The following is a 21,070-nucleotide window of genomic DNA, read 5'->3' as shown; positions in this document are numbered from 1 at the left end:
CCCTCGTCACGTTGCCGCCCCTCAGGGAGAACGACTAGTCTTTCTCGCAGAAAGACCGATCATTCTCTCCGAGAGGTACGGAACCCATGAGTACCACCCCCACGATTGTTTTGGTCCACGGCGCCTTCGGTGACTCCGGCATGTGGAAGGGCGTCATCGCCAAGCTCCAGGCACAGGGCTACACCACCCTCGCCGTCTCGAACCCGCTCCGCGGCCTGGAGTCCGACGCCCACTACGCGGCCACCGTCGCCAAGACCGTGGACGGCCCGGTCGTCCTGGTCGGCCACTCCTACGCCGGCGCGATCATCACCCGCGCCGCCCGCGACGCGTCGAACGTCGAGGCCCTGGTCTACGTGGCCGCCTTCCAGCCCGACGAGGGCGAGAGCTGCCTGGAGAACGCCTCTCGCTTCCCGGGCGCCAAGATGGGCCCGGACACCACCATCGCCACCGAGCACGAGGGCGAACCGGAGCTGCGCATCCTGCCTGAGCACTACCGGGACGTCATCGCCGGTGACCTGCCTGCCGAGGTCACCGACCTCCTCGCGGTCACCCAGCGCTCGGTGCGCGTGCAGGCCCTGACGGCGGAGCTCTCCGGCCGGCCGGCCTGGCGCACGCTGCCGTCGTGGGCAGTGATCGCGACTCAGGACAATGCCATCCCCAGCCAGGCGCAGGAGTTCATGGCCGAGCGCGCCGGATCGCACGTCGTACGCACGGAGGCGTCGCACGCGGTAGCCATCTCGCAGCCCGACGCCGTGGCCGACCTCATCATCGAGGCCGCCAAGGCCACCCGCTGACCCTCCCCGCCACCACCACGGCCACTTTCGGCTCCAGTGAGGGCGGAAGCAAACAGGTCGGGCAGGTACTCGCATGAGTACCTGCCCGACCTGGTGATTCTCTGTCGGGGTGGCGGGATTTGAACCCACGACCTCTTCGTCCCGAACGAAGCGCGCTGCCAAGCTGCGCTACACCCCGATGTCGCTGCGTGTCGCGGCGACGTCGTTTACTTTAGCCCACTGGTGGCCGGAGACGAAATCCGGTTTTAGGGGAGGCAGGCGTGGTGGTCTCACCAGTCCAGGCGGCCGTGGCGGTGGCGGACCGGGTTGGGGCGGAGGTGGTCGAGGGCGACCAGGAGGAGGCCCAGGGCGTAGGAGGCGAGGCCGATGAGGAGCGCGTTGGCGAGGACGCTCTTGTAGCCGTACTGGTCCACGTCCAGGAACGGGTAGAGGTACGACGCCGGCGAGCCGTCGGGCAGCGCGCCGCGCGTCAGCGTGAAGGTCAGGTAGGCCAGGGGGTAGAGCAGCCAGGTCGCCGCGTGGGCCGGGCGCAGGGGAGCCGGGCGGGTGAGGAGCAGCCAGTCCGCGGCCACCGCGAGGGGGAGCACCGTGTGGAGGAGCGGGTTGGCCGGTACGGGCCAGTCCGCGAGTGCGGCGATCTTGTCTGTCGCTGTACCGGTTCCCGTGCTCGGGGTCGCTCCCGTCATGACGAACGCGCTCGAGCCCCTGGTGAGGATCACGTGGTGCACGAGGGCCGCGATCACGGCGTACAGCAAGGTCCCGCCCGTCACCAGGGGAGGCAGGGGGCGGCGGGCCCTGCCTGCCCGCGAGGCCGAGAGGGTGAAGACCACCGCCACCAGGACGCCGGTCTGGATCATGAAGTAGCTCAGGACGTGGAGCGGGCTGCCCCGGAACAGCTCGATGCCCACTCCCGTTGCCGCCGTCAGTGCCACCGCCATGCGGAAGGCGGCTGCCATCGGGCGGCGGGTGGGTGTCAGTACCGCGCTGGCGGGGACGAAGGACTGCAGCGGCGCGGGTATGCCCGGTATCGCGGGCAGGTCGGGGATGTCCCGGGGCATCGGTGCGGTCATGCGTTCACGCTAGGTCGCGTGGAACGAAACCGGCTAAATGGGGCACTCCGTTTGGGGGACGCCAGGGGACGCCCAAGGGCCGTCCCTAGTTCCGTTCCACCAGCGTCAGCAGCGATGCCTCAGGAGGGCAGGCGAACCGTACGGGCGTGTAGCGGCCCGCGCCGCAGCCCGCCGACACGTGCAGGTACGCCGTCCGCTCGTCCACCGTGTGCGTGGACAGGCCCTTCACACGGTCCGTGTCCAGGTCGCAGTTGGTCACGAGCGCGCCGTAGAAGGGGATGCAGAGCTGGCCGCCGTGCGTGTGGCCGGCGAGGACGAGGGGGTAGCCGTCCGCGGTGAACGCGTCCAGGGAGCGCAGGTACGGGGCGTGCACGACGCCCATCGAGAAGTCGGCCGACTCCGAGGGGCCGCCCGCCACACGCGCGTACCGGTCCCGCTTGATGTGCGGGTCGTCAAGGCCGGTCAGCTCCACCGGCATGCCGTCGATCTTCAGCGTCCCGCGCGTGTTCGTGAGGTTCAGCCAGCCCGCCGTGTCGAAGCCGTCGCGCAGCTCCTCCCAGGGGTTGTGGATGACGCCCACCGCCGGCGGGTTGCCGTTCAGGCCGTGCCGGCCCTGGGCCTTCTCCAGCAGGTAGCGGGCGGGGTTGCGGAGCTTCGGGCCGTAGTAGTCGTTCGACCCGAAGACGTACGCCCCCGGGAACTCCATCAGCGGGCCCAGTGCGTCGAGTACCTCGGGGATGCCCTCCGGGTCGGAGAGGTTGTCCCCGGTGTTGAGGACGAAGTCGGGGCGCAGCCCGGCCAGCGAACGCAGCCAGCGCTGCTTCTTGCGCTGTCCGCTCACCATGTGGATGTCGGAGATCTGGAGTATGCGCAGCGGCCGCATGCCGGACGGCAGCACCGGCACCGTCACCCGGCGCAGCCGGAAGGAGCGGGGCTCGATCCCCGCCGCATAGACCAGACCGGCGGCGCCGACCGCCGCGATCCTCAGAGGTACTCCGTATCGCGCTCGCATACGTCCATCGTGTCAGACGCGCACGACACGTCGCGCAGCCTGTGGACAACCGTGGACCATCACGGCCGGTCGCGGGTGGCCCCAACTGAAATCAGTGAGCACTTGTCCCCGCGAGCCTGCGACAATCAACCCCATGACCACGCTCAAGTCGAAGCTGCAGGAAGACCTCAACGCCGCGATCAAGGAGCGCGACGAGCTGCGCTCCTCGACGCTCCGGCTGACGCTCGCCGCGATCACCAAGGAGGAGGTCGCGGGCAAGGAGAAGCGCCAGCTCTCCGACGACGAGGTCCTGAAGGTGATCACCAAGGAGGCGAAGAAGCGGCGTGAGGCCGCGGACGCCTTCGCGCACGGTGGCCGGGCCGAGCAGGCCGAGCGGGAGAAGGCGGAGGGCGAGGTCCTCGCCACGTACCTGCCCAAGCAGCTCTCGGACGAGGAGCTCCAGCAGATCGTCGCCCAGGCCGTCGAGGAGGCGAAGGCGGCTGGTGCCGAGGGGCCGCGCGCCATGGGCCAGGTCATGAAGATCGTCAACCCGAAGGTGGCCGGTCAGGCCGAGGGCGGCCGCGTCGCCGCGGTGGTCAAGCAGCTCCTCGCGGGCGGCTGAGCAGCGCTTCCGGGCGGCGGCCCACCCATGAGTTCGTGGGTTCGTGCCCATGAGCCCGTTCCCATGAGCCCGTTCCCATGAGCCCGTGCCCATGAGCCCGTGCCCGTGAGGCCCGGTCCATACGGCGGTGGGGCGCCCCTTGTCGCAAGGGGCGCCCCACCGCCGTATCGGGACCGACGAGCCGCCGGCCGGTTGGCCTATCGGCCGAACCCGCCGCCGTTCCCGTTGCCGCCGCCGTTCCCCTGGCCCTGGAAGAGGTTCTCCGGGATGGAGAAGGACGGGGTGGGGAAGTCACCGCCGGTGCCGCCGTCGACCAGGCCGCCGCTGTCGCCGTTGCCCTTGTCGTTTCCGTTGTTGTTGTCATCCCTGTTGCGGTCACGGTCGCGCTTGCGCTCGTCGGGGATGTTGATCAGGTTGAAGTTGGGCGCTTCCCAGCCCTGCAAGGCTCCGGACATCATGTCGCGCCAGATCGGGCCGGGAACCTCACCGCCGTACACCTTGGAGCGGTAGACGCCGCCGATGGTGATGTCGACCATGCGCCGCTTGTGCGCCGGGTCGCCGACCCAGACGGCGCCCGCCATGTTCGGCGTGTAGCCCACGAACCAGGCCGCGTAGCGGTAGTCCGTCGTACCGGTCTTACCGGCGCTGGGGCGGCTGCCGAGGCCCGCCTGCGTACCCGTACCGTCCTCGACCACGCCCTTGAGGAGGGTGTTGATCGTGTCGGCGGTGGTCTCCGACATCGCGCGGTGGCAGGTCGACTTCGGGACCTGGAGGGACTTCGTCTTCCCGCCGACGCGCTGCTTGATCGACTCGATGGCGACCGGCGTGCAGTACATGCCGCGTGAGGCGAAGGTCGCGTACGCGTTCGCCATCGTCAGCGGCGACATCTCCTGGGTGCCGAGGGCGATCGACGGGTTCTGGCCCATCTTGCCGCCGTCCGCCCGGTTCACGCCCATCTCCTTGGCCATCTTCGTGACCGGGCAGATGCCGATGTCGGAGATCAGCTGCACGTAGTAGGTGTTGACCGACTTCGCGGTCGCCTCCTTCATGCCGTACGGGCCGACCTCCGCCCTGTTCTCGTTGGTGAGCTTGGCGCCGTCGGTGTTCACCCAGTTCTTGCCGCCGCAGGCCGAGATCGGGCTCGGGTAGGCCATCTCGTACGGCGACGAGAACCGCTTCGTCGCGGGCGTGCCACCCTCGATGGCGGCCGCGGCGACGATCGGCTTGAACGTCGAACCGGGCTGGTAGCCGGCGCCGCCGCCCATGTCCTTGTCGACCGAGAGATTGAGCGTCGTCTCGTTGTCCTTGACGTCGATGCCGTACGGGCGGGACTGGCCCATCGCGAGGATCTTGCCGGTGCCGGGCTGGACGATCGAGGCGGCGGTCGCCACGCTGTCGCTCTGGTTGACGTGCTCCTTGATCGAGTTCTGGACCGACTTCTGGGCCTGCGGGTCCATCGTCGTCCGGATCGTCAGGCCGCCCTGGTTCCAGATCTTGGCCCGGGCCTCCTTGGTCTTGCCGAAGACCGGGGTGTTCAGGAACACCTGGCGCACGTAGTCACAGAAGAATCCGGCGCCCTTGACCGCCGTGATGCAGCCGTTCTTCGGCTTGCTGACGTCGAGTCCGAGGGGGGCCTTCTGGGCCTTGTCCGCCTGCGCCCGGGTGATGTCGCCGACCTCGGCCATGCGCTGCAGCACCACGTTGCGCCGCTTCTTGGCCTCGGCCTCGTCGTTGATCGGGTCGTAGCGCGTCGGCGACTGGACGATGCCGGCGAGGAGCGCGGACTCCTCGAGGTCCAGGTCCTTCGCGGACTTGGAGAAGTAGCGCCGGGCGGCGGCCTCGACGCCGTACGCCTGCTGACCGAAGAACGTGATGTTGAGGTAGTTCTCCAGGATCTGCTTCTTGCCGAGCTCTTCCTCGAGCTGGATCGCGTACTTCAGCTCGCGGATCTTGCGGCCGAGGGTCTGCTGGGTGGCCTGCGCGACCTTCGTCGGGTCGTCGCCGGCCTCCTCCACCTCGACGTTCTTCACGAGCTGCTGCGTCAGCGTGGACGCGCCCTCCTCGACACCACCGCTCTGCGCGTTCTTGTTGAGGGCGCGGAGGATGCCCTTCAGGTCGACGGCGCCGTGCTGGTAGAAGCGCGAGTCCTCGATCGCGACGATCGCCTTCTGCATGGAGGGTGCGATGTCCTTGAGCTCGACCACCGTGCGGTCACGCGAGTAGACCGTGGCGATCTGGCCGCCGTCGCTGTCGAGGATCGTCGTGCGCTGGCTCAGCGGTGGGCGCTTCAGATTGGCCGGGAGCTCGTCGAACCCCTCGACCGACCCCTTCGCGGACAGCCCGAGGGCGCCGACCGCGGGCAGCGCGATGCCCGCCATGACGGCCCCTGCGAGCACGCTGACACCGAGGAACTTGGCGGCCGCCTGCGTTGAGGACAGGCCACCGCCCGAGCGCTTGTTTGGCATGAGGGCAGCCTACGTTCTCATTCGCCGGACACGCGTATATGCCTTGGCCTAAGCTGCTCTCGGCTGTCACAGCAATAGGCCCACGTATCAAGTACGTCTGGCGAACCCGAATCGTTGCGACGTTCTCCCCATTTTTTTCCGGGGGCGTGTCCGAATCCGCCTCATGCGTTACCTGGCGTCCGTTGTGTCGCAGTGCAACTGTCCCGTTCTGGCGGGAAAGTCACGTATGTCCTCAGGTCACTCCCGCGGGTGATCTGCCGCTTACCCATAGTCCGTTCGGGCCATTCAAGATTGGGCCCGAAGGGGGTGTTGCGCTGTGCCCACCTTCCGTAACGTCCTCAACTGGCGGCGGTGAATATGCCGCTGCCGCCGTGGGGGAGCCTCGATTCGGGAGAGGACGGCGCCGGTATGGGCTGGGTAACCGACTGGAGTGCGCAGGCTGCCTGCCGCACTACCGATCCGGATGAACTGTTCGTTCAGGGAGCAGCGCAGAACAGGGCCAAGGCGGTGTGCACCGGATGTCCGGTACGCACGGAATGCCTGGCCGACGCGCTCGACAACCGCGTCGAGTTCGGCGTGTGGGGAGGCATGACGGAGCGCGAGCGCCGCGCACTGCTGCGCAGGCGTCCGACCGTCACGTCGTGGCGCAGGCTGCTGGAGACCGCGCGTACGGAGTACGAGCGCGGTGCGGGCCTGCTGCCCCTCGACGAGGAAGAGGTGTACGAGAACTACGCGGCGGTGAGCTGAGCGAGCCGAGAGCGGGCTGAGTTCGCTGCCGGATTCACTGAGGGCGCCCTTGTGGTGCCGGCGCGTCGGGCAGGTGTGCCGGCTTCCGGGTGCCCCAGGTCTCCGTAGGTCTCCGAACCGTCCGTAGGTCTCCGAAGCGGTTGTGTACCGGTGTGTACCGGGCGTATGTGCCGACGTGTGCCGGACGCTCAGGCGCCGGTGGTGGGAAGCTCGGGCCGTATGGCCGCGAGTCGGTCCCCGATGTCCCGCAGTCCCGCGAGGTCATGGACGTCGCCGGGCAGCGCGGCCACTTCGGCCACGGCCACCTCGGGGTGGAGCGCGGTGAAGCGGTCGCGTGTGCGCTGCTCGCGCGAGAGCAGCTGCATGCGCTCGGCGTGCAACCTCAAAAGGCCTGCGGCGAGTTGGTCGACGGTCCGGTCCGTCCGGTCCGCGGTGGCCCGGTCTGCGGCGGGGGAGCCTGCTTCGGGTGCGGGAACCTCGGATTCGTGACCCTCGGATGCGGGAGATTCTGAACTGCCGTACGTGTCGGGAGAGTTACGAAGTCCTACTTTCCCGTCAACCTGATCGACAATGCGGGGATCGGCAAGATTTTCCGCGGCGACGGGATCGGCCGGATCGGCGGGGTCGGCGGAATCGGCCGTGCTCGTACCGGCTGTCGCCGGCTCCGGCGCGGCGAGGTCCGGGTGATCCGCGGGGTCCGGATGATCCGTGAGGTCTGGACGATCCGTGAGGTCTGGACGATCCGGGTGATCCGTGAGGTCTGGGCGATCCGCGGGGTCGACGGCGAGGTCGAGGTTCTCCGCGGCGGCGAGCGCGCGCTCGGCGGACAGCTGGGCGGCGCCGCTGCCATGGACCCGGTTGAGCACCAGACCGGCCAGCGGCATGTCCTCGGCGGCCAGGCGCTCCACGAAGTACGCGGCCTCGCGCAGCGCGTCCCGCTCCGGAGCCGCCACCACCAGGAACGCCGTACCGGGCGCCTGCAGCAGCTTGTACGTGGCGTCCGCGCGCGTGCGGAACCCGCCGAACATCGAGTCCATGGCGGCCACGAAGGTCTGAACGTCCTTCAGGAGCTGGCCCCCCAGGAGCTTGCCCAGGGCGCCCGTCATCATCGACATCCCGACGTTCAGGAACTTCATCCCCGCGCGCCCGCCCACCTTCGCCGGCGCCAGCAGCACCCGGATCAGCTTCCCGTCCAGGAAGGACCCGAGCCGCTTCGGGGCGTCCAGGAAGTCCAGCGCGGAGCGCGACGGCGGCGTGTCGACGACGATCAGGTCCCACTCGTCCCGCGCGCGCAGCTGCCCCAGCTTCTCCATCGCCATGTACTCCTGCGTGCCCGCGAAGCCCGCCGAGAGCGACTGGTAGAAGGGGTTGCCCAGGATGGCGGCCGCCCGCTCGGGGTCCGCGTGCGCCTCGACGATCTCGTCGAAGGTGCGCTTCATGTCGAGCATCATGGCGTGCAGTTCGCCGCCGGAGGTGTCGGCGATGCCCTTCACCCGGCGCGGCACGTTGTCCAGCGAGTCGATGCCCATGGACTGCGCCAGCCTGCGGGCCGGGTCGATGGTGAGCACCACGACCTTGCGGCCGCGCTCGGCGGCACGCAGGCCCAGGGCCGCCGCGGTGGTCGTCTTGCCGACGCCCCCCGAGCCGCAGCACACCACGATGCGGGTCTTCGGGTCGTCGATCAGCGGATCGACCGCCAGGGCGCGCGTGGAGTCGATCGCTCGATGCGGGTCGTGCGGGTCGTGCGGGTCGTGCGGGTCGTGAGGGTCGTGAGGGTCGTGCGGGTGTGCCGAGTCGTGCGTGGAGGCCGAGCTGTGCGTGGAGGCCGGGTCCGGACTCATGAGATCCCTTGCTGACGCAGTTCCGTGGCCAGTTCGTACAGGCCCGCCAAATCCATGCCCTCGGCGAGCAGCGGGAGTTCGTGCAGTGGCAGGCCCAGCTCCCGCAGCACGGCCCGCTGCTCGTGCTCCAGGGTGTGGCGCTCGGCGTACTCGGCGGCCTGCTCCAGCAGCGGCTCCACGAGCCGCTCGGCGTTGCCGCCGCGCCGCGCTCCGCCGAGCCCGGCCGCAGAGAGCGACCTGGCGAGGGAGGGACGGGACGCGCCCTGAAGGAACTCCAGGTCCCCGCCGTCGAGCACGGCGGGACGCACCATGTTCACGATGATCCGGCCCACCGGCAGCCGGGCCGAGCGCAGCTCCGCGATGCCGTCCGCGGTCTCCTGGACGGGCATCTCCTCCAGGAGCGTCACCAGGTGCACGGCGGTCTCGCGGGACTTCAGGACGCGCATCACGGCCTGGGCCTGATTGTGTATCGGGCCGATCTTGGCCAGGCCCGCCACCTCGTCGTTCACGTTCAGGAAGCGGGTGATGCGGCCCGTGGGCGGCGCGTCCATCACCACGTAGTCGTATGCGAAGCGGCCGTTCTTGTCCTTGCGGCGCACCGCCTCGCACGCCTTGCCGGTCAGGAGCACGTCCCTGAGGCCCGGCGCGATGGTGGTGGCGAAGTCGATGGCGCCGAGCTTCTTCAGGGCACGACCCGCGCCGCCCAGTTTGTAGAACATCTGGAGGTAGTCCAGAAGGGCCAGTTCGGGATCGATGGCGAGCGCGTACACCTCACCACCGCCCGGGGCCACGGCGATCTTCCGTTCCTCGTACGGCAGCGCTTCCGTCTCGAAGACCTGCGCGATGCCCTGTCTGCCCTCCACCTCGACGAGGAGAGTGCGCTTGCCCTCGGTCGCGAGGGCGAGCGCGAGTCCTGCGGCGACCGTGGTCTTGCCGGTACCGCCCTTGCCGCTGACGACCTGGAGCCTGCTCACGCCTTCGAGCCTAACCAGTCCGTGTCCGGGCTACGCGGGAGGCTGTGGATAACGTGGCTGCGGTCGGCCGCATGAGCCGTACGGCGCAGCGGCTAGAGTCGACCACATGCCTAAGTGGGAATACGCAACCGTGCCGCTGCTCGTCCATGCCACGAAGCAGATTCTGGACACCTGGGGCGAGGACGGCTGGGAGCTCGTCCAGGTCGTGCCCGGGCCGAACAACCCCGAGCAGCTCGTGGCCTACCTGAAGCGGGAGAAGCAGGCGTGAGCGCCGTCGAGGCGAAGCTGGCCGAGCTCGGACTGACGCTGCCGGAGGTCGTCCCGCCGCTCGCCGCGTACCAGCCCGCCGTGCGGTCGGGCGTGTACGTGTACACGGCCGGCCAGCTGCCCATGGTGGACGGCAAGCTGCCGGTCACCGGCAAGGTCGGTGCCGAGGTCACCCCGGAGGAGGCCAGGGAACTGGCCCGCACCTGTGCGCTCAACGCGCTCGCCGCGGTCAAGTCCGTCGCCGGTGACCTCGACCGCGTGGCGCGCGTGGTGAAGGTCGTGGGCTTCGTCGCCTCGGCCGCCGACTTCACGGGCCAGCCCGCCGTCCTGAACGGCGCCAGCGAACTGCTCGGCGCGGTCCTCGGCGACAAGGGCGTCCACGCCCGCAGCGCCGTCGGCGTGGCCGTGCTCCCGCTGGACGCGCCGGTGGAGGTCGAGATCCAGGTGGAGCTGACCGAGGGCTGACCGCCGGCTCCGGCGGCAGCCCTGCCGGGCGCGGCGCCGTCGTTCGTGGTGGATGTGTTCCGGGCGTGAGGGTTCGTGGCGGGTGTGTTCCGGGCGTGAGCGTTCGTGGCGGGTGCGTGCCGGGCGTGAGCGTCCGCAGCGGGAGACGCGTGACCAGGAGCATCAGTCCTTAACCCGGGTCTCTGGAGCAACCGATTGTTGCCTCTCGAACATCAGCGCACTACGGGATAGCCTCCGGCCATGGCGAACGTTCAGGCGAACGGTCAGTGGTACCCGCCGGAGTGGCCGGAACGCATCCGCGCGCTGGCGGAGGGCACCCTCACCCCGGTCGTCCCGAAGAGGGCGGCCACGGTCATCCTGCTCAAGGACACCGCCGGCACCCCCGTGGTGCACATGCTGCGCAGACGCGCCTCCATGGCCTTCGCCGGAGGCGCGTACGCGTACCCGGGCGGTGGCGTGGACCCCCGCGACGACGAGCGCCACATCCGCTGGGCGGGCCCCACGCGCGCGTGGTGGGCGGACCGGCTGGGGGTCGACGAGACCGGCGCCCAGGCCGTCGTCTGCGCGGCCGTACGGGAGACGTACGAGGAGGCAGGCGTCCTCCTCGCGGGCCCGACCGCCGATTCCGTGGTCGGCGACACGACGGGGGAGGACTGGGAGGCGGACCGCGCCGCCGTGGCCGCCCGTGACCTGTCCTTCGCGGAGTTCCTGGAGCGCAGGGGACTGGTGCTCCGCTCGGACCTCCTCGGCGTGTGGACCCGGTGGATCACCCCGGAGTTCGAGCCCCGCCGCTACGACACCTGGTTCTTCGTGGCCGCCCTCCCCGAGGGGCAGCGCACGCGCAACGCCTCCACGGAGGCCGACCGCACCGTGTGGATCCGTCCCCGGGACGCGGCCGAGGGCTACGACAAGGGCGAGCTGCTGATGATGCCGCCCACCATCGCGACCCTGCGCCAGCTCGCCCCGTACGCCACGGCCGCGGATGCGCTGGCCGCCGCGCCCGGCCGTGACATGACCCCGGTCCTGGCCGAGGCACGCCTGGAGGACGGCGAGATCGTCCTGTCCTGGCCCGGTCACGACGAGTTCACCAAGCACATCCCGACGGGGGGAACCTCCGCATGAGCAACGTCCTGGAAGAGGCTTTCGCATGACGGACGCCGCCGCGCTTCCCGGCCAGCCCAGGGGCGGGGTCCTCTCAGGCCTCGCCACCCCGCGGGCGGTCAACGTGCTCGCGCCCAACGCGTCCGCGATGACCCTCGACGGCACGAACACCTGGATCCTGTCCGAACCCGACTCCGCGCAGGCGGTCGTCGTGGACCCCGGGCCACTGGACGACGGGCATCTGCGGAACGTCGTCGACACGGCGGAGAAGGCCGGAAAACGGATCGCGCTGACACTGCTCACCCACGGGCACCCCGACCACGCGGAGGGCGCGTCGCGGTTCGCCGAGCTGACGGGGACCAAGGTGCGCGCACTGGACCCGGCGCTGCGGCTCGGGGACGAGGGCCTGGGCGCGGGCGACGTGGTGACCGTCGGCGGACTGGAGCTGCGGGTCGTCTCCACCCCCGGGCACACCGCCGACTCGCTGTGCTTCCATCTCCCGGCCGATCAGGCCGTTCTGACGGGTGACACCATCCTGGGGCGCGGAACGACGGTCGTGGCCCACCCTGACGGCCGTCTCGGGGACTATCTCGACTCCCTGCGGCGGCTCCGGTCGCTGACCACCGACGACGGCGTGCACACCGTCCTCCCGGGCCACGGTCCCGTCCTCGACGACGCCCAGGGTGCCGTGGAGTTCTACCTCGCCCATCGCGCCAACCGGCTCGCCCAGGTCGAGACGGCGGTCGAGGACGGCTACCGCACGGCGGGTGAGATCGTGGCCCACGTGTACGCGGACGTGGACCGGTCGCTGTGGCCGGCGGCCGAGCTGTCGGTGCGGGCGCAGCTGGACTACCTGTCGGAGCACGGGCTGATCTGAGGGCAGCAATCCTTCGGAGAGCCGCCGAGAGCCGCGGAGAGCCGCCGAGAGCCGCCGAGAGCCGAGCAGAGCTGCGGAGAGTGGGGTTCAGGGGCGCGGTGCCTTGACGCCGTGCACGCGCGCGTACTCCTCGGTGAGCCATGGCCCGATGTCGTCCACGTACGAACGCACGACGGCCGGATCGGCGCTCGGCTCGTACGCCGCGATCGCCGCCGACCGCATCTGCCCTGCACGCTCCGGGTAGTACTGCCCGAACACGTCGGCCATCTCGTGGAGGTCGCTGGTCCAGCCGTTCCAGCGGGGCATGACCAGGGTGAATCCGGTGCGGACCAGGTGGCGGGAGGCGCCGCGGACCAGGGCGCGGCGGGCATCCTCTCCGGCCGCGTCCCCGGTCACCTCCTCGATCCGCCTGCGCCACCGCTCCAGGTACAGCGCGAGGTCGCCGTTGGTCTCGCGCGCGAGGAGGGAGTCCGGGCGGTAGCGCGGGAGGAACTCGGCGAGGTCCTCGCCCAGGAGAGGCGTGCACAGGCAGGCGACGAACCAGCCGAGGTCGTAGCGCTCCAGGTCGCTCAGCACCTGCGTACGGCTGACGAGCAGGGTGCCGGAGCCGTTGATCTGCGGGAACTCCTTGTCGAGCGCCTCGTCGAGGGCGCGGGCCGCCGCGCGGTCCGCGTCCGCGGGTTCCTGGTGGAGGGCCAGGAGCAGGTCGAGGTCGCTGCGTCCCACCCGTGCGGTGCCGCGCGGGATCGAACCGTAGAGGTACGCGCTGTGCAGGCGGGCGCCGAAGGTGTCGAGGATCCGGTCGCGTGCGGTGGCGACCACGGGACGGAACGCGGTGGGGGTCCGCCCGAGCGACCCCTCCCGCTCGATGCAGCCCTGGCTGTCGAGTCCTCTGGGGCGCTCTGTTTCGGCCATGTGCCCACTGTGCCTCTGGTGGGGGCTGGCGGACAGGTGATTTTCGCCGTACGACCCCTGTCCGCCGCTGGAACCAGAACGGGGCCCCACCCTCGAAGAGGCGGGACCCCGTCCGGATACCGGAGGTCAGCGGGAACGCTTGGCGAGGCGCTCGACGTCCAGGAGGATCACCGCGCGGGCCTCCAGGCGCAGCCAGCCACGGCCGGCGAAGTCGGCGAGAGCCTTGTTGACCGTCTCGCGCGAAGCGCCGACCAGCTGCGCGAGCTCCTCCTGCGTGAGGTCGTGCACGACGTGGATGCCCTCCTCGGACTGCACGCCGAAGCGGCGCGAGAGGTCCAGGAGCGCACGGGCCACGCGGCCGGGGACGTCCGAGAACACCAGGTCGGACATCTGGTCGTTGGTCTTGCGCAGTCGGCGGGCGACCGCGCGCAGCAGGGCTCCGGCCACCTCCGGGCGGGCGTTCAGCCAGGGCTGGAGGTCGCCGTGGCCGAGGCCGAGCAGCTTGACCTCGGTGAGTGCGGTGGCCGTCGCCGTACGCGGGCCCGGGTCGAACAGCGACAGTTCGCCGATGAGCTCACCGGGTCCGACGACGGCCAGCATGTTCTCGCGGCCGTCGGGGGACGTGCGGTGGAGCTTGACCTTGCCCTCGGTGACCACGTACAGGCGGTCACCCGGGTCGCCCTCATGGAACAGGGCGTCACCGCGCGCGAGGGTCACCTCACTCATGGAGGCGCGGAGCTCCGCGGCCTGCTCGTCGTCGAGCGCCGCGAAGAGCGGATTGCGCCGCAGAACGTCGTCCACGAGTTCTCTCCTTGTCGACCTGCTCAGGGGATCTTGCTCCCCGTGGTACCAGGGGACCGTGCTCCCCATTTTGCCGGACGGTCCAAACAGTGTGATCTGTCACAAGGATGCCGCACAGGTGTGCCCCCATGCCCGGCAGGGGTCCAATTGGCGGCCGATCTTGTGGGTCCGGGGCGGATGTCGGTGCCGGGCTTTAGGCTGGCCGGGTATCCAAATCGCCGGTGAGAGCACAGGCCAAGGGGGCTGGGCGGGTGGTTGTACGTCGCGATTCCGCTGTGGGCGAACAAGGTCCCGCGGCAACGGAGAAAACGGCAAAGGCGACAAAGGCGGGGCCGGGCGCGATGGCCGCCGCTGCTGAGGAGGCTGCCGAGAAGGTCGTCCGCAGAGCCGCCGCGAAGAAGGCCGCTCCGGCCAGGAAGAAGGCCTCCGCCGCGAAGAAGGCCGCCGCCGCGAAGGAAGCCGCCGCCAAGGAAGCCGCCGCCCCGAAGAAGACCTCCACCGGGGAAGCGCCGGGCGGCAGGACCGGCGGCGCCAAGAAGCCACCGAAGAACGAGTCGCGCACCGCGCTCGTGCGCCGCGCCCGCCGCGTCAACCGCGAACTCGCCGAGGTCTACCCGTACGCCCACCCGGAGCTGGACTTCGAGAACTCCTTCCAGCTGATCGTGGCCACGGTCCTGTCGGCCCAGACCACCGATCTGCGCGTGAACCAGACGACGCCGGCGCTCTTCGCGAAGTACCCGACCCCGGAGGACCTGGCCGCGGCCAACCCCGAGGAGGTCGAGGAGATCCTGCGGCCGTGCGGCTTCTTCCGAGCCAAGACCAAGTCGGTCATGGGGCTGTCGAAATCCCTCGTGGAGGATTTCGGCGGAGAGGTGCCCGGGCGGCTGGAGGACCTGGTCAAGCTGCCCGGCGTCGGCCGGAAGACCGCCTTCGTGGTGCTCGGCAACGCCTTCGGGCGGCCCGGGATCACCGTGGACACGCACTTCCAGCGGCTCGTCCGGCGCTGGCGGTGGACCGAGGAGACCGACCCGGACAAGATCGAGGCAGCCGTCGGCGCGCTCTTCCCGAAGAGCGACTGGACGATGCTCTCGCACCACGTGATCTTCCACGGCCGCCGTATCTGCCACGCCCGCAAGCCCGCGTGCGGCGCCTGCCCCATCGCACCGCTCTGCCCGGCCTACGGCGAGGGCGAGACGGACCCGGAGAAGGCGAGGAAGCTCCTGAAGTACGAGAAGGGCGGCTTCCCCGGCCAGCGCCTCAAGCCCCCGCAGGCGTACCTGGACGCGGGCGGCATCCCGGCACCGGCGCTGGGGGCCGGATGACGGCCCGTACGGCAGGAACCCTGGACGGTGCCCGTAGGGCACGCCACCCACACGAGGGACCCGCGGAACGATCCGCGGTCACGTGTGCGTTGGGATCGGCAGAGCGACGGGGGTGGCGATGACGCGCGCGAGCAGCACGCACACGAGCGACACGGCAACGAGCAACACGACAACGAGCAAAACGCACACCGGACAGCTGGTGCTGAGCAAGGACGGCCTCCCTGGCTGGCTGGACCCGGTGGTCCACGCTGTCGAGACGGTGGAGCCGCCGCAGCTCAGCAGGTTCCTGCCGCCCGCGGACGGAGCGGGCCGGCAGTCCGCCGTGCTCATCCTGTTCGGCGAGGGTGAGCGCGGGCCCGAACTGCTGCTCATGGAGCGGGCGAGCTCACTGCGGTCGCACGCGGGCCAGCCCTCCTTCCCCGGCGGTGCCCTCGACCCCGAGGACGGCGACCCGAAGGCCGAAGGGCCGCTGCGGGCCGCTCTCCGCGAGGCCGAGGAGGAGACGGGGCTGGACCCGAGCGGCGTCCAGCTGTTCGGCGTGCTGCCCGCGCTGTACATCCCCGTGAGCGGCTTCGTGGTCACTCCTGTTCTGGGCTGGTGGCGGGTGCCGAGCCCGGTGGGAGTCGTCGATCCGAACGAGACCGCCCGCGTCTTCACCGTCCCCGTGGCGGATCTCACGGACCCCGCCAACCGCGCCACCACCGTCCACCCCAGCGGCCACAGAGGCCCGGCATTTCTGGTCGAATCGGCCCTGGTGTGGGGATTCACGGCCGGAATCATCGACCGTCTGCTGCACTTCGCGGGCTGGGAGCGACCTTGGGACCGGGACAAGCAGGTCCCGCTCGACTGGCGCGCATGACAGGGTGGCACCCGTGGTGTGTTTTTCCGGGGGACGCCGCGCCCGTGTGTTGTTGTGCGGTGGGCCCGTCCCCCGCCCGGGGATCGGCGAACGCGAGGCGCGCAAGGTGACGAGGCGAGGCTTGAAGCAGTGAACGTGCTGGACATCCTGTTGCTGGTCGCCGCCGTGTGGTTCGCGATCGTGGGCTACCGCCAGGGCTTCGTCGTCGGCATCCTCTCGGTGATCGGCTTCCTCGGCGGCGGCCTCGTCGCGGTCTATCTGCTCCCGGTCATCTGGGACGCGCTGACCAACGACGCGGAGGTGGGCACGACCGCCGCCGTCGTGGCGGTGATCGTCGTCATCGTCTGCGCGTCCGTCGGCCAGGCGCTGACCACGCACTGGGGCAGCAAGCTCCGCCGGTACATCACCTGGTCCCCGGCCCGCGCCCTCGACGCCACCGGCGGCGCCCTCGTCAACGTGGTGGCGATGCTCCTGGTCGCCTGGCTGATCGGTTCCGCGCTCGCCCAGACGACGCTGCCCACGCTCGGCAAGGAGGTGCGGGGCTCCAAGGTGCTCCACGGCGTGTCGAATGCCCTCCCGGACCAGGCCAACACGTGGTTCGCCGACTTCTCCTCGGTCCTCGCGCAGAACGGCTTCCCGCAGGTCTTCAGCCCGTTCTCGAACGAGAAGATCACCGATGTCGAGCCGCCCGACCCGAAGCTGGCGAACAGCCCGGTCGCCCAGCAGGCCAAGAGGTCCATCGTCAAGGTCATGGGCACCGCCGAGAGCTGCGGCAAGGTCCTCGAGGGCACCGGATTCGTCTTCGGCCAGCGCCGCGTGATGACCAACGCCCACGTGGTCGGCGGCGTCGACGAGCCCACCGTCCAGATAGGGGGCGAGGGCCGCAGGTACGACGCCACGGTCGTCCTCTACGACTGGGAGCGCGACATCGCCGTACTGGACGTGCCCAACCTGAACGCGCCCGTGCTGAAGTTCTCGGCCAAGGACGCCAACAGCAGCGACAGCGCGATCGTGGCGGGCTTCCCCGAGAACGGGGCGTACGACGTGCGCCCCGCGCGTGTACGGGGCCGCATCGACGCCAACGGCCCGGACATCTACCACCGCGGCACCGTCAACCGCGACGTGTACTCGCTCTACGCGACCGTCCGCCAGGGCAACTCCGGCGGCCCGCTGCTCACGCCCGACGGCAAGGTCTACGGCGTGGTCTTCGCGAAGTCCCTCGACGACCCCGCCACGGGGTACGCGCTGACCGTGGACGAGGTCCAGGAGGACATCACCAAGGGCCGTACGGCCAACCAGCAGGTGGACAGCGACAGCTGCGCCCTCTAGGCACTGAGCCAGTCACTGAGCGGTCGCTGGTCACCGAGCCGGCAGCCGGTCACCGAGCCGGCGGCCGGTCACGGAACCGGCGGCCGGCTGGAGCGGCGCGAACGGCGGTGGGACGGGTCAGGGGCGCGTATGACGCAGCCGCGCCGAGACCCAGCGGGCCCGGCGGCGCAGAATGCGCGGGATGCCCAGCCGGGGATCGGAACCCGCAAGTTGCGGGGCACCCCTCTGGTGGGAGTTCAGGCCCGCGGCCGAGCGGCGGTTGCGTGCTGCGTCACTGTAGTCGTGCGTCCAGCCCATACCCCGACGTGTGCCCCCGCCCCAAGGTCGATAACCGCTCCCGAGGCCCCCAATTGGCCTATGCGTCAGGCATGTGGCCGTTCGTAGGACAGGTGTTCGCACCGGGCGCGGGGCGCCTTCGGACTGTCACCGGTCGGGTTCGGGATCCTTCAGCCAGTTGATCAGTTCGGTCGAGAACGCGACCGGGTCCTCCTCGTGCGGGAAGTGTCCCAGACCGTCGAAGAGACGCCAGCGGTACGGGGCCTCCACGTACTCTCCGGAACCGGCCGCGCTGCGGGTGCGCATCACCGGGTCCAGCGAGCCGTGCAGATGCAGGGTGGGCACGCGGACCGGGCGCTTCATACGGCGGTTGAACTGGATGCCGTCCGGGCGGGCCATCGAGCGGACCATCCAGCGGTACGGCTCGATCGAGCAGTGCGCCGTCGAGGGGACGCACATCGCGCGCTGGTACGTCTCCACGGCCTCGTCGTCCGGCAGCCGCGGCCCCGACCAGTCCCGCATCAGCCGGCCCACCAGGGCCCCGTCGTCGGCGGTGAGCTGCCGCTCGGGGATCCAGGGCCGCTGGAAGCCCCAGATGTAGGAGCCCGCGGCCGTCTGCTTGGCGTCCCGCAGCATGGCCGAGCGCCAGCGCCTGGGGTGCGGCATCGAGGCGACCGCGAGCCGTCGTACGAGCTTGGGGCGCATCACGGCCGCCGTCCACGCCAGGTAACCGCCGAGGTCGTGGCCGACCAGAGCGGCGTCGGGCTCGCCGAGGGACCGCACGACTCCGGTGATGTCGAGCGCGAGGTTGGCGGGGTCGTAGCCCCGGGGCGTACGGTCGCTGCCGCCGACGCCCCGCAGGTCCATCGCCACGGCCCGGTAACCGGCGTCGGCGAGCGCGACCAGCTGGTGCCGCCAGGTCCACCAGAACTGCGGGAAACCGTGCAGCAGCAGGACCAGCGGTCCGTCACCCAGCTCGGCGATGTGGAAGCGCGCCCCGTTGGCGGCGACGTCCCGGTGCGCCACCTTCGCGCCGGGCACGTCCGGCCGTACGACCGAGGGGGGCGGCGCCGCCGAAGTCCCGGAGGCCGCAGTGGTCAACGAGACCGGCGAGACCGGCGAGACCGGCGAGACCGGCGAAGCCGGTGAGACCGACGAGGCCCCAGTGGTCGGTGAAGTCGGCGAGGTCGGCGAGTCGGAAGACGCCGAGGATGCCGGAGTGTCCGAAGAAGTGGCGGGGTCCGTCATGAGGACGAGCGTGCCACAGCATCGACCGGGCCGTCGGACGGGCTGGGCTGACGGGGGTGCGGCTTGGCGTTCTGCAGGACGCCCGCCGTCTCCTTCATGGAGGAGGCGACCTTCTGCGGGCCCTTCCCCTTCTTGGCCTTCTTGGAGAAGGAGACCCCCATCAGCGCGAGAAGTCCGGCGACGAGCACGTTGGCCGCGAACGACAGCAGGAAGCAGACAGCGAGGTTCCAGTCGCTCCAGGTCCGGATGCCGTACGCGAGGGCGAAGTTCAGCATCGGCAGGGAGAAGATCAGCACCGCCCCGGCCGCCGCGAACGCCCCGCCGCCCACCGCACCGCGCTTGACGTCCCGCCTGAGCTGGGCCTTGGCCAGCGCGATCTCGTCGTGCACCAGCGCGGACATCTCGGTGGTCGCCGTGGCGAACAGCTGGCCGATGCTGCGTTCGGCGCCGACCGGGCTGCCGTCGGGTGCGCTCATCGAAGTCTCCCTCTTCCTCTTCTGCGTCCTCGGCCTCCCCGGGACCGTGGGGCCGTCATGCGGACCGGGCCGTTCGTCGCGCGCGGTCCTTCGCACGGTCCCGGGGAGGGGGCCTGCGGTTTGTACGGTCCTGTCAGATCATGCCGGACCGTCGTCCCCCTCGCTTGCCCTGCCCGCCACTTCGGCAAGCCTCCGGTGTTCGGCGGCCTTGCGTTCGTAGATCTCGGCCATGCGCAGGTGGTACGCGGGGTTGTCCTGTTCGTAGATGTCGGGGATGCCGTCGAGGTCCTCGTCGCGCTCCTCCGCCTCGTACAGGGCCCGGTACTTGGCGTTCCGTATCTTCAGCAGCACGGTCGCCAGGACGGCCGCTGTCAGGGAGCCGGTGAGCACGGCGGCCTTGACCTTGTCGGTGAGGTCCGGATCGCCGTCGAAGGCGAGTTCACCGATGAGCAGCGAGACGGTGAAGCCGATGCCGGCCAGCGAGGAGACCGCGAAGACGTCCGGCCAGGAGAGGTCCTCACTGAGCGAGGCCCTGGTGAAACGGGCCGTCAGCCAGGTGCCCCCGAAGATGCCGATCGCCTTGCCGACGACGAGCCCGAGGACGACACCGAGGGTCTCGGGCCGGGTGAACACTTCGCCGAGCGTGCCTCCCGAGACCGCGACACCCGCGCTGAACAGGGCGAACAACGGCACGGCGAGCCCCGCCGACAGAGGCCGTACGAGGTGCTCGACGTGCTCGCCGGGAGAGTGGGCCTCGCCCTCGCGCCGCGTGCAGCGCAGCATCAGTCCCATCGCGACACCGGCGATCGTGGCGTGGATGCCGCTGTTGTACATCAGCCCCCAGATGACGAGCGCGAGCGGAACGTACACGTACCAGCCGCGTATGCCCTTCCTGAGGAGCAGCCAGAAGACGGCGAGGCCGACGAAGGCACCGGCGAGCGCGACGAAGTCGATGTCGGAGGTGAAGAAGACGGCGATGATCAGGATCGCGAACAGGTCGTCGACGACGGCGAGGGTGAGCAGGAAGGCCCGCAGGGCGGAGGGCAGCGAGGTCCCGATGACCGCGAGAACGGCGAGTGCGAAGGCGATGTCGGTGGCGGTGGGCACGGCCCAGCCGACGAGTGAGCCGCCGCCGGTGACGTTCGTGAGTGTGTAGACGAGGGCGGGTACGGCCATTCCGCAGAGCGCGGCGACGACGGGGAGCAGAGCCGCCTTCGGGTCCCGCAGGTCACCGGCCACCAGCTCGCGCTTGAGTTCGATGCCGGCGACGAAGAAGAAGACCGCGAGCAGTCCGTCGGCGGCCCAGTGCTCGATCGAGAGGTGCAGGCCCACTGCGCCCGGCCCCAGATGGAAGTCGCGCACACTTTCGTAACTGTCGTGCAGGGCGGGCACGTTGGCCCAGATCAGCGCGGTGACCGCCGCCGCGAGAAGCAGCACACCGCCGACCGTCTCCGTCCGCAGCGCGTCCGCGACGAAGTTCCGCTCCGGTAGCGACAGGCGCCCGAGGAACTTGCGGGTGCTGGTGACGGGGCGGGGGGCGGACATGGCGGGAACCTCCGGTCGGTGGGCACGGCGAAGCGCATGCCGACCAGACTTCCCGGCGCACCTTGAGGATCTTGTCGCGTTGTTG

The 21,070-nt window shown here is 70.2% G+C and carries 21 protein-coding genes and 1 tRNA gene; 10 read left to right on the top strand and 12 right to left on the bottom strand.

Going from position 1 to position 21,070, the window contains the following annotated elements; translation table 11 throughout:
• The first annotated feature begins 86 nt into the window (after positions 1 to 86).
• Positions 87 to 794, top strand: coding sequence for an alpha/beta hydrolase (locus tag AB0959_RS10240; RefSeq protein WP_366825884.1), 708 nt, complete (start codon positions 87 to 89; stop codon positions 792 to 794).
• Positions 795 to 898: 104 nt separating this feature from the next.
• Here AB0959_RS10240 and AB0959_RS10235 read toward each other — a convergent pair.
• The 3 genes from AB0959_RS10235 to AB0959_RS10225 all read right to left on the bottom strand — a co-directional run bounded on the left by AB0959_RS10235 (position 899) and on the right by AB0959_RS10225 (position 2,876).
• Positions 899 to 972 (bottom strand) — tRNA-Pro (locus AB0959_RS10235).
• A gap of 91 nt (positions 973 to 1,063) precedes the next feature.
• On the bottom strand, positions 1,064 to 1,864 hold the full coding sequence (locus AB0959_RS10230; RefSeq protein WP_366825883.1) for a Pr6Pr family membrane protein: 801 nt from the start codon (positions 1,862 to 1,864) through the stop codon (positions 1,064 to 1,066).
• An 85-nt stretch (positions 1,865 to 1,949) separates the two neighbouring features.
• The gene (locus tag AB0959_RS10225; RefSeq protein WP_366825881.1) at positions 1,950 to 2,876 is read right to left on the bottom strand and encodes a metallophosphoesterase; all 927 of its coding nucleotides are present in this window, start codon (positions 2,874 to 2,876) and stop codon (positions 1,950 to 1,952) included.
• Positions 2,877 to 3,009: 133 nt separating this feature from the next.
• Between AB0959_RS10225 and AB0959_RS10220 the strand changes: the two genes are divergently transcribed.
• Positions 3,010 to 3,477, top strand: a complete 468-nt coding sequence (locus AB0959_RS10220) for a GatB/YqeY domain-containing protein (RefSeq protein ID WP_366825880.1) — start codon at positions 3,010 to 3,012, stop codon at positions 3,475 to 3,477.
• Positions 3,478 to 3,674: 197 nt separating this feature from the next.
• Here the strand turns inward: AB0959_RS10220 and AB0959_RS10215 are convergent, their stop codons facing one another.
• Positions 3,675 to 5,942 carry a transglycosylase domain-containing protein gene (locus AB0959_RS10215; RefSeq protein ID WP_366825879.1) on the bottom strand — a complete coding sequence of 756 codons (2,268 nt, stop codon included), beginning with the start codon at positions 5,940 to 5,942 and terminating at the stop codon, positions 3,675 to 3,677.
• 408 nt (positions 5,943 to 6,350) lie between these two features.
• Here AB0959_RS10215 and wblA point away from each other — a divergent pair, with 408 nt between their 5' ends.
• Positions 6,351 to 6,689, top strand: a complete 339-nt coding sequence (gene wblA, locus AB0959_RS10210; RefSeq protein ID WP_194238732.1) for a transcriptional regulator WblA — start codon at positions 6,351 to 6,353, stop codon at positions 6,687 to 6,689.
• A gap of 188 nt (positions 6,690 to 6,877) precedes the next feature.
• On the opposite strand, the gene AB0959_RS10205 is transcribed toward wblA, so the two are convergent.
• Positions 6,878 to 8,530, bottom strand: a complete 1,653-nt coding sequence (locus AB0959_RS10205) for an ArsA-related P-loop ATPase (protein WP_366825878.1) — start codon at positions 8,528 to 8,530, stop codon at positions 6,878 to 6,880.
• Positions 8,527 to 9,504 carry an ArsA-related P-loop ATPase gene (locus AB0959_RS10200; protein ID WP_366825877.1) on the bottom strand — a complete coding sequence of 326 codons (978 nt, stop codon included), beginning with the start codon at positions 9,502 to 9,504 and terminating at the stop codon, positions 8,527 to 8,529. The genes AB0959_RS10205 and AB0959_RS10200 overlap by 4 nt, the downstream gene beginning before the upstream one ends.
• Positions 9,505 to 9,610: 106 nt before the next feature.
• Here AB0959_RS10200 and AB0959_RS10195 point away from each other — a divergent pair, with 106 nt between their 5' ends.
• From AB0959_RS10195 to AB0959_RS10180, 4 genes are all read left to right on the top strand, one after another.
• On the top strand, positions 9,611 to 9,772 hold the full coding sequence (locus tag AB0959_RS10195; protein WP_366825876.1) for a DUF4177 domain-containing protein: 162 nt from the start codon (positions 9,611 to 9,613) through the stop codon (positions 9,770 to 9,772).
• Positions 9,769 to 10,236: a RidA family protein gene (locus AB0959_RS10190; RefSeq protein WP_366825875.1), complete on the top strand. Its 468-nt coding sequence runs from the start codon at positions 9,769 to 9,771 to the stop codon at positions 10,234 to 10,236. Before AB0959_RS10195 ends, AB0959_RS10190 begins: the two co-directional genes overlap by 4 nt.
• A 240-nt stretch (positions 10,237 to 10,476) precedes the next feature.
• Complete coding sequence (locus AB0959_RS10185) at positions 10,477 to 11,358, top strand: NUDIX hydrolase (protein ID WP_366825874.1); 882 nt, start codon at positions 10,477 to 10,479, stop codon at positions 11,356 to 11,358.
• 25 nt (positions 11,359 to 11,383) lie between these two features.
• The gene (locus AB0959_RS10180; RefSeq protein ID WP_366825873.1) at positions 11,384 to 12,214 is read left to right on the top strand and encodes an MBL fold metallo-hydrolase; all 831 of its coding nucleotides are present in this window, start codon (positions 11,384 to 11,386) and stop codon (positions 12,212 to 12,214) included.
• A gap of 87 nt (positions 12,215 to 12,301) precedes the next feature.
• On the opposite strand, the gene AB0959_RS10175 is transcribed toward AB0959_RS10180, so the two are convergent.
• Positions 12,302 to 13,129 (bottom strand): nucleotidyltransferase domain-containing protein, encoded by an 828-nt coding sequence (locus AB0959_RS10175; protein ID WP_366825872.1) that lies wholly within the window; start codon positions 13,127 to 13,129, stop codon positions 12,302 to 12,304.
• Positions 13,130 to 13,255: 126 nt separating this feature from the next.
• The gene (locus AB0959_RS10170) at positions 13,256 to 13,930 is read right to left on the bottom strand and encodes a Crp/Fnr family transcriptional regulator (protein ID WP_054215949.1); all 675 of its coding nucleotides are present in this window, start codon (positions 13,928 to 13,930) and stop codon (positions 13,256 to 13,258) included.
• Between the two features lie 341 nt (positions 13,931 to 14,271).
• Between AB0959_RS10170 and nth the strand changes: the two genes are divergently transcribed.
• From nth to AB0959_RS10155, 3 genes are all read left to right on the top strand, one after another.
• Positions 14,272 to 15,252, top strand: coding sequence for an endonuclease III (gene nth / locus AB0959_RS10165; protein WP_366825871.1), 981 nt, complete (start codon positions 14,272 to 14,274; stop codon positions 15,250 to 15,252).
• 196 nt (positions 15,253 to 15,448) lie between these two features.
• Positions 15,449 to 16,111 (top strand): CoA pyrophosphatase, encoded by a 663-nt coding sequence (locus AB0959_RS10160; RefSeq protein WP_366825979.1) that lies wholly within the window; start codon positions 15,449 to 15,451, stop codon positions 16,109 to 16,111.
• A gap of 129 nt (positions 16,112 to 16,240) precedes the next feature.
• Positions 16,241 to 17,440, top strand: coding sequence for a MarP family serine protease (locus AB0959_RS10155; protein ID WP_366825870.1), 1,200 nt, complete (start codon positions 16,241 to 16,243; stop codon positions 17,438 to 17,440).
• A 117-nt stretch (positions 17,441 to 17,557) separates the two neighbouring features.
• On the opposite strand, the gene AB0959_RS10150 is transcribed toward AB0959_RS10155, so the two are convergent.
• The 4 genes from AB0959_RS10150 to nhaA form a co-directional block, all read right to left on the bottom strand.
• Positions 17,558 to 17,737 (bottom strand): hypothetical protein, encoded by a 180-nt coding sequence (locus tag AB0959_RS10150; protein ID WP_366825869.1) that lies wholly within the window; start codon positions 17,735 to 17,737, stop codon positions 17,558 to 17,560.
• 126 nt (positions 17,738 to 17,863) lie between these two features.
• Positions 17,864 to 18,817: an alpha/beta hydrolase gene (locus AB0959_RS10145; RefSeq protein ID WP_366825868.1), complete on the bottom strand. Its 954-nt coding sequence runs from the start codon at positions 18,815 to 18,817 to the stop codon at positions 17,864 to 17,866.
• Positions 18,818 to 18,960: 143 nt separating this feature from the next.
• Positions 18,961 to 19,440, bottom strand: a complete 480-nt coding sequence (locus AB0959_RS10140) for a phage holin family protein (protein WP_366825867.1) — start codon at positions 19,438 to 19,440, stop codon at positions 18,961 to 18,963.
• 138 nt (positions 19,441 to 19,578) lie between these two features.
• Positions 19,579 to 20,985: a Na+/H+ antiporter NhaA gene (nhaA, locus tag AB0959_RS10135; RefSeq protein ID WP_366825866.1), complete on the bottom strand. Its 1,407-nt coding sequence runs from the start codon at positions 20,983 to 20,985 to the stop codon at positions 19,579 to 19,581.
• Positions 20,986 to 21,070 lie beyond the last annotated feature (85 nt).

This window comes from Streptomyces sp. NPDC046862, from assembly GCF_040704615.1.
Classification (GTDB): Bacteria; Actinomycetota; Actinomycetes; order Streptomycetales; family Streptomycetaceae; genus Streptomyces.
The sequence above is the reverse complement of the archived record's forward strand: the minus strand, read 5'-3'. Positions and strand labels throughout refer to the sequence as shown.

What these genes read in the sequence shown, in the direction of transcription:
- AB0959_RS10230 (WP_366825883.1), bottom strand. Translation starts at nt 1,864, where the DNA reads ATGACCGCACCGATGCCCCGGGACATCCCCGACCTGCCCGCGATACCG.
- nth (WP_366825871.1), top strand. Translation starts at nt 14,272, where the DNA reads ATGGCCGCCGCTGCTGAGGAGGCTGCCGAGAAGGTCGTCCGCAGAGCC.
- AB0959_RS10220 (WP_366825880.1), top strand. Translation starts at nt 3,010, where the DNA reads ATGACCACGCTCAAGTCGAAGCTGCAGGAAGACCTCAACGCCGCGATC.
- AB0959_RS10205 (WP_366825878.1), bottom strand. Translation starts at nt 8,530, where the DNA reads ATGAGTCCGGACCCGGCCTCCACGCACAGCTCGGCCTCCACGCACGAC.
- AB0959_RS10140 (WP_366825867.1), bottom strand. Translation starts at nt 19,440, where the DNA reads ATGAGCGCACCCGACGGCAGCCCGGTCGGCGCCGAACGCAGCATCGGC.
- AB0959_RS10215 (WP_366825879.1), bottom strand. Translation starts at nt 5,942, where the DNA reads ATGCCAAACAAGCGCTCGGGCGGTGGCCTGTCCTCAACGCAGGCGGCC.
- AB0959_RS10225 (WP_366825881.1), bottom strand. Translation starts at nt 2,876, where the DNA reads ATGCGAGCGCGATACGGAGTACCTCTGAGGATCGCGGCGGTCGGCGCC.
- nhaA (WP_366825866.1), bottom strand. Translation starts at nt 20,985, where the DNA reads ATGTCCGCCCCCCGCCCCGTCACCAGCACCCGCAAGTTCCTCGGGCGC.
- AB0959_RS10180 (WP_366825873.1), top strand. Translation starts at nt 11,384, where the DNA reads ATGACGGACGCCGCCGCGCTTCCCGGCCAGCCCAGGGGCGGGGTCCTC.
- AB0959_RS10185 (WP_366825874.1), top strand. Translation starts at nt 10,477, where the DNA reads ATGGCGAACGTTCAGGCGAACGGTCAGTGGTACCCGCCGGAGTGGCCG.
- AB0959_RS10195 (WP_366825876.1), top strand. Translation starts at nt 9,611, where the DNA reads ATGCCTAAGTGGGAATACGCAACCGTGCCGCTGCTCGTCCATGCCACG.
- AB0959_RS10150 (WP_366825869.1), bottom strand. Translation starts at nt 17,737, where the DNA reads ATGGGCTGGACGCACGACTACAGTGACGCAGCACGCAACCGCCGCTCG.
- wblA (WP_194238732.1), top strand. Translation starts at nt 6,351, where the DNA reads ATGGGCTGGGTAACCGACTGGAGTGCGCAGGCTGCCTGCCGCACTACC.
- AB0959_RS10175 (WP_366825872.1), bottom strand. Translation starts at nt 13,129, where the DNA reads ATGGCCGAAACAGAGCGCCCCAGAGGACTCGACAGCCAGGGCTGCATC.
- AB0959_RS10240 (WP_366825884.1), top strand. Translation starts at nt 87, where the DNA reads ATGAGTACCACCCCCACGATTGTTTTGGTCCACGGCGCCTTCGGTGAC.